Origin of the sequence: Hydrogenophaga sp., from assembly GCF_050250835.1 — a bacterium.
Lineage (GTDB): Bacteria > Pseudomonadota > Gammaproteobacteria > Burkholderiales > Burkholderiaceae_C > Hydrogenophaga.
This window is the reverse complement of sequence record NZ_JBFWNX010000009.1, coordinates 84,281-90,680: the sequence shown is the minus strand read 5'-3', so window position 1 is coordinate 90,680 and position 6,400 is coordinate 84,281. Positions and strand designations below refer to the sequence as shown.

General features: G+C 65.9%; 5 protein-coding genes. 3 read left to right on the top strand and 2 right to left on the bottom strand.

Annotated features, from left to right (window positions below; all coding sequences use genetic code 11):
- The first annotated feature begins 446 nt into the window (after nucleotides 1-446).
- Both trkA and AB7F11_RS12810 read left to right on the top strand, forming a co-directional pair.
- The gene (gene trkA / locus AB7F11_RS12815) at nucleotides 447-1,838 is read left to right on the top strand and encodes a Trk system potassium transporter TrkA (protein WP_428290241.1); all 1,392 of its coding nucleotides are present in this window, start codon (nucleotides 447-449) and stop codon (nucleotides 1,836-1,838) included.
- Nucleotides 1,839-1,857: 19 nt separating this feature from the next.
- On the top strand, nucleotides 1,858-3,318 hold the full coding sequence (locus AB7F11_RS12810; protein WP_428290288.1) for a TrkH family potassium uptake protein: 1,461 nt from the start codon (nucleotides 1,858-1,860) through the stop codon (nucleotides 3,316-3,318).
- 88 nt (nucleotides 3,319-3,406) lie between these two features.
- On the opposite strand, the gene AB7F11_RS12805 is transcribed toward AB7F11_RS12810, so the two are convergent.
- On the bottom strand, nucleotides 3,407-4,111 hold the full coding sequence (locus AB7F11_RS12805; protein ID WP_428290242.1) for a glutathione S-transferase N-terminal domain-containing protein: 705 nt from the start codon (nucleotides 4,109-4,111) through the stop codon (nucleotides 3,407-3,409).
- A 112-nt stretch (nucleotides 4,112-4,223) separates the two neighbouring features.
- Between AB7F11_RS12805 and AB7F11_RS12800 the strand changes: the two genes are divergently transcribed.
- A complete protein-coding gene (locus tag AB7F11_RS12800; protein WP_428290243.1) occupies nucleotides 4,224-4,418 on the top strand; it encodes a DUF1496 domain-containing protein in 195 nt (64 codons plus the stop codon).
- Here the strand turns inward: AB7F11_RS12800 and AB7F11_RS12795 are convergent.
- Complete coding sequence (locus AB7F11_RS12795; RefSeq protein WP_428290244.1) at nucleotides 4,415-6,307, bottom strand: SLC13 family permease; 1,893 nt, start codon at nucleotides 6,305-6,307, stop codon at nucleotides 4,415-4,417. The two genes, AB7F11_RS12800 and AB7F11_RS12795, sit on opposite strands and share 4 nt — an antisense overlap.
- Between the last annotated feature and the right edge of the window lie 93 nt (nucleotides 6,308-6,400).

Below are 6,400 nucleotides of genomic sequence, written 5' to 3'. Positions count from 1 at the left end.
CATCGAGAGACAGCGAGGTTCCGGCTTCGCCGGCCCAAGCTGTCGACCCCCCTCTCTGGCGCGCCTTCGGTGCTTGGAGAGGGGACGATGCCTGTGGCCCGGCAAAGCCGGTTCCACGGCATCCCTGGACAACGTAGCCCACTCCGGAGAGCTGGGCGCTCATCGAGAGACAGCGAGGTTCCGGCTTCGCCGGCCCAAGCTGTCGTCCCCCCTCTCTGGCGCGCCTTCGGTGCTTGGAGAGGGGACGATGCCTGTGGCCCGGCAAAGCCGGTTCCACGGCATCCCTGGACAACGTAGCCCACTCCGGAGAGCTGGGCGCGCATCGAGAGACAGCGAGGGTCCGGCTTCGCCGGCCCAAGCTGTCGTCCCCCCTCCAAGCGCCGAAGGCGCGCCAGAGAGGGGGGAAGCCGCGCAGCGGCGCAGGGGGGAGATAACATACCCACACCATGAACATCATCATCCTGGGTGCAGGTCGCGTCGGAGAAAGCGTCGCAGAAAGCCTGGTCTCCGAGCAGAACGACATCACCGTGATCGACATGGACCCGGCCCGTTTGCGCAGCCTGGAGGAGCGAATCGACCTGCGCGGTGTGGTGGGCAATGGCATCCAGCCCTCGGTGCTGCGCGAGGCCGGCGCCAAGGACGCCGACATGGTGATTGCCTGCGCCGCCAACGACGAGGCCAACCTGGTGGTGTGCAAGATCGCGCACGACATCTTCAATGTGCCTAGCACCATCGCCCGCCTGCGCTCGCCCGAGTTCAACGAAGGCGACGAGCTGCTCGGTAAGAACGGCTTTGCGGTCGATCACGTGATCTGCCCCGAGGAATCGGTCACGCGCTACATCCACCAGCTCATCAGCTACCCGGAGGCTCTGCAGGTGCTGGAATTCGCCGATGGCCGGGCCAGCCTCATTGCCATACGTGCCACGCACGGTGGTGCGCTGGTTGGCCACACGATCGGCGAGTTTCGCGATCGCTTTCCCCAGGCCGAAATGCGGGTGGTGGCGCTGTACCGCCTCGACACCGAGATGGAGGCCACCAAGCAGACACGCATCCTCGCGGGCGACGAGGTGTTCGTGCTGGCGGATACGCAGAAGATCCGCTATGTGCTTGGCGCAATCCACAACATCGACGAGCCGGTGCGCCACATCATGATCGCCGGCGGTGGCAAGGTGGGCCTGCGGCTGGCACGCACGCTGGCGGGTCAGTGCGAGGTGAAGATCATCGAGCGCGACAAAAAGCGGTGCGAATACCTGGCCAGCCAATTGCCCTCGGGCATGCTCATTCTGCAGGGTGACGGAGCCGACGAAGACCTGCTGCTCGAAGAGAACGTGGGGCAGATGGACATGTTCCTCGCACTCACCAGCGACGACGAGGACAACATCATGTCGGCCATGCTGGCCAAGCGCATGGGCGCCAACCGGGTGATGTCACTGATCAACCGCCGCGCCTACGCCGACATGATGCAGGGCAGCACGATCGACATCGCCATTTCGCCCTCTCAGACCGTCATCGGCGAACTGCTGACCCACCTGCGTCGGGGCGACGTGGCGGCGGTGCACAGCCTGCGGCGGGGTGCGGCCGAAGCGCTCGAAGGCATTGCCCGTGGCGACGTGAAGACCAGCAAGCTGGTGGGTCGCAAGGTGGAAGAAGTCAAGCTGCCCAAGGGCACCCGAATCGGCGCCATCGTGCGCGGGGAAGGCCGCAAGTCCGAAGTCTTGATGCCGCACCACGACACCGTGATCCAGGCCGACGACCACATCATCATGTTCATCCCGAACAAGCGCCTCGTGCGCGAAGTGGAAAAGCTGTTCCAGGTGAGCGCCACTTTCTTTGGCTGAGGCCGGGACCCTTCTCGTGCTGCACAGCCTGCTCCCCGTTCTTTCCGTTTTCTCGCGCATCGTGCTGGCGTTCTCGCCCGCCTTCCTGGTGCCGCTGGCCTGGGCCTGGACTCTGGATGAACAGCACCATGCGCTGGTGTGGGCCTATGGCTTTGCCTTCACCACCACGTGCGGGCTGACCCTTTGGCAGGTCACACGCCGACATCGCCGTGAACTCCAGGCCAAGGACGGCTTCCTGCTGGTGAACCTCGTGTGGACGCTGCTGCCCGCGTTCGCGGCGGCGCCGCTGATGTTCACCGTGCCCGATATTTCCTGGACCAAGGCCTACTTCGAAGCCATGAGCGCGCTCACGGCCACGGGCGCCACGGCGTTGTCGGGGCTGGATGCCTTGCCCGTGTCGGTGAATATCTGGCGCTGCTTCCTGCAACTGGTGGGTGGGCTGGGCATCATGTTGCTCGTGGTGGCGGTGTTGCCATTGCTCGGCCTGGGCGGCGTGCAGCTCTACCGGGCCGAGACGCCGGGGCCCATGAAGGACACCAAGTTCACCCCACGCATCGCCGAGACGGCGCGCGGCCTCTGGGGGGTGTATGTGATGTTCTCGGTGGCGTGCATGCTGGCCTACCGCTGGGCGGGCATGAGCTGGCCCGACGCCTTCATGCACATGTGCACCACCATGGGCCTGGGCGGATTTTCCTCCCATGATGCGAGCTTCGGCCATTGGGACTCGCACACCATCGAGGCCGTGGCCACGGTGTTCATGACGCTGGCCGGCGTGAGTTTCATGCGGTACTTCATCGTGATCCGGCATCGCACCCTGCGCCCGCTGACCAACGACCGCGAGATCCGGACCTACATCGCGCTGCTGGCGGTGTCCATCGTCGTCGTCGCCATCCTGCTTGCGGTGCATGGCGTGGTGGATGATTTCCCCGAGGCCCTGCGCACCAGTGCCTTCCATGTCGTATCGGTGGCCACCACCACTGGCTACGCCTCGGTCGACTACGCGCAATGGCCCGTGTTTGCGCCGGTGCTGCTCATGTTCCTTGGTTGCTTCGTGTCCTGTGCGGGCTCCACGGGCGGTGGCATCAAGCTGGTGCGCATGGTGCTGCTGGTCAAGCAGGCGCGGCGCGAGCTGGTGCGCATCATCCACCCGCGCGTGGTCAACCCCGTCACGCTGGGTGGCCGGGTCATGCCGGCTTCGGTGATGACGGCGGTGCTTGGCTACATGCTGATCTATGGCGCGGCCACCATGGGCCTGACCATGTTGCTGCTGTTCACGGGGCTGGACATCGTGACTGCGTTTTCAGCCGTCGTCGCCACCGTCAACAACATCGGCCCCGGCCTGGGTGACGTGGGCCCGGCAAGCAACTTTGGCGTGCTGAGCGGCGTGCAGATCTGGGTGCTGACTTTCGCGATGCTGCTGGGCCGCCTTGAACTGCTGGCGGTCCTGGTTTTGTTCACTGGCCACTTCTGGAGGAAGTAGACGCCCCAGCGCCGCGCTTTCAGAACGTCACCCCTCCAAGGGTGCGGCGCCTGCGGCCCCCGCCAGCCGGTTCCGCGGCTCTTCCGGACTACCCGCGCGGCGGGATGTTCAGGCCGCGCTGCACGGCAGGCCGTGCGCCGAAGCTTTCGAGCACGCGCGCGAGGTTCGGGAAATTCTGGAATCCCACGAGTTCACCTGCGCCGTAGAAGCCCACCAGATTGCGCACCCAGGGCCAGGTGGCGATGTCGGCAATGGTGTAGTGGTCGCCCATGAGCCATTCGCGGCCCTCCATGCGCTGGTTCAGCACGCCCAGCAGCCTCTTGGTCTCGCCCACGTAGCGGTCGAGTGGGCGCTTGTCCTCATACGCCTTGCCGGCGAACTTGTGAAAGAAGCCAAGCTGGCCGAACATCGGACCCACGCCGCCCATCTGGAACATCAGCCATTGCAGGGTTTCGTAGCGGGCCGCCACATCCTCTGGCAGCAACTTACCGGTCTTGCCCGCCAGGTAGACCAGGATGGCGCCGGATTCCCACAGCGCCAGCGGTCGCCCGTCCGGCCCGTCGGGGTCGAGGATGGCCGGGATCTTGTTGTTCGGGTTGAGCGAGAGAAAGGCTGGCGACATCTGGTCGTTGGCCTCGAAACTCACCAGGTGCGGCTCGTAGGGCAACCCGGTTTCCTCCAGCATGATCGACACTTTCACGCCGTTGGGCGTGGGCAGCGAATAGAGCTGCAGGCGATCGGGGTGGGTGGCTGGCCACTTCTGGGTGATGGGGAAGGCGGTCAGGGCGTTCATCGGAATCCTCCGTGGTGGCCACGCAGTGTACCGAGGCACGGCATTTTGGCGATCCGGGCAGGGTTTTGTTTCGCGTGTATAAGCGGACGAGTCTCACGAAAGGAGGCGGCTGTTGAAACCCTGCATCTATGGCGACCAGACCTACCCCGAAGGCGCCACCATCTGCGTCAACGGACGCGAGCTGCTTTGCGTGGTGGGCGAGTGGGTCGAGACCGGGCATGCCTGCGCCGACCCGGCCGCAGAGCCCGACGCTCCGGAGCGCTTGCGTGAAGCGCCGGGCAGCCCCCGCGCACCTGATGCCGGCTAAAGCGGCCAGACCACCAGCAACAACGGCATGCTGACTGCCACCACCAGCACCTCCAGCGGCAGGCCCAGCTTCCAGTAGTCGCCAAACCGGAAGCCGCCCGGCCCCAGGATCATGGTGTTGTTCTGGTGGCCGATCGGCGTCAGGAAGGCGCACGAGGCACCGATGGCCACCGCCATCAGGAACGGGTCGGGGTTGACACCCAGTGCTGCGGCGCTGCCGATGGCGACCGGGCACATCACGGCCGCCGTGGCCGCGTTGTTCATCAGGTCCGACAGGAACATCGTCACCAGCAGCACCAGGCCCAGCGCGAGGACAGGGTTGCCTTGGGCCACCCACTCCATCAGGCCTCGCGCGATCAGGTCGGCCGCGCCGGTGGACTGCATGGCATTGGCGAGCGGAAAGAGGGCTCCCAGCAGGATGATGACGGGCCAGTCGATGGCGTCGTACACATGGCGCAAGGGCAGGGCGCGCAGCAGCAGCGTGAACAGTGCGCCGGCCAGAAAGGCGACGGACGCCGGCATCAGCCCCAGGGCGGCGGCGGCCACCGCAAGCAACATGATCAGCGACGCCTGGATGGCCTTGCGCTTGTTCGGGATTTGCAGGTCGCGCCCGGCCAGAGGCACACAGCCGGTGTCGCTGGCAAATTCGGCAATGGCGCCGGGTGGGCCTTGCAGCAGCAGGATGTCGCCAGGTCGCAGCGCCATCGAGCGCAGCCGTTCGACCGACCGGTTGCCCTGGCGAGACACCGCGAGCAGGTTCAGGCCATAGCGGGTGCGCAGTGAAATGTCGCTCGCCGAGCGCCCCGACAGGATGGGTCCGGGCAGCACGACCAGTTCGACCAGCACGATCTCGGCGGCGTCGCCTCGCGGCTTCTCGTCTGCCTTGTCCTCGTCCGGCGGCTCCTTCTCGGCAGCCGCTTCGCGCGTCGCCTCGGTCCCTGCGGCCGCGCGGTCGCCGTTCTTTTCCTTTTTCTCTTCTTCCCGTTCCGAAGGACGTCCGGACTCCTCCAGCTTCAGTCCGAGCGTCGACAGCACCGTGGACAAGGTGTCCGCGGCGGCCTCGATCACCAGGATGTCGTCGGCGCGCAGCGTCCGGTGCGGACTGGGGGCGCTGATCCGCATCTCGTGGCGCACCAGGCCCACCACCTGGGCCCCCGCGTCCTCCAGCACCTTCTCCACCTCGGCCAGTGTCTTGCCCACCGAGGCCCCGTCCTTCAGAATCCGTGCTTCCGTCAAGTAGGCGCCGGTGTCGAAGCCCTCCAGGCCCTCAGTCTGGCGCTTGGGCACGAAGCGCCAGCCCAGCAGCGCAATGAACAGCACGCCCAGCACGGCCACGGGCACGCCGATGGCCGCGAAATCGAACATGGCAAACGGGCCCCTGGCGTCTGCCATGCCGGCCCGAAATCCTGCGACGATCAGGTTGGGGGGTGTGCCGATCAGCGTTGTCATGCCGCCCAGGATGGTGCCGAAGGCCAGTGGCATGAGCATTCGGCCTGGAGGAATGGACAAACGGGTGGACACCTTGAGCGCGATCGGCATCAACAGCGCCATGGCGCCGACGTTGTTCATGAAGCCCGACAGCAGGGCGCCCAAGCCCGTCAGCGCAGCCAGGCTGAACACCAGCCCCGCCTTGGGCGGCAGGGCATGGCGGGCCAGGACTTCGACGGCGCCCGAGACCTGCAGTGCCTTGCTCATGATCAGCATGCAGGCCACCGTGACCACGGCCGGGTGTCCAAATCCGCTGAACGCATTCTCGGGCGTGACCAGTCCCGACCACACGCACGCCACCAGGGCACTGACGGCCACGACATCGTGTCGCCACCTGCCCCACAGGAACAGGCCGACGACCATGCCGAGGATGAGCAACACGGTGACCTGGTCGGGCGTCATGCGAAGTCCTGCTGAGTTGGCATGCGGTCAATGTACCCGCTTGCCGCGCCAGGTTCTCCTGCCGGTTGAGGCGCCGATAATTGCCATGAGAGG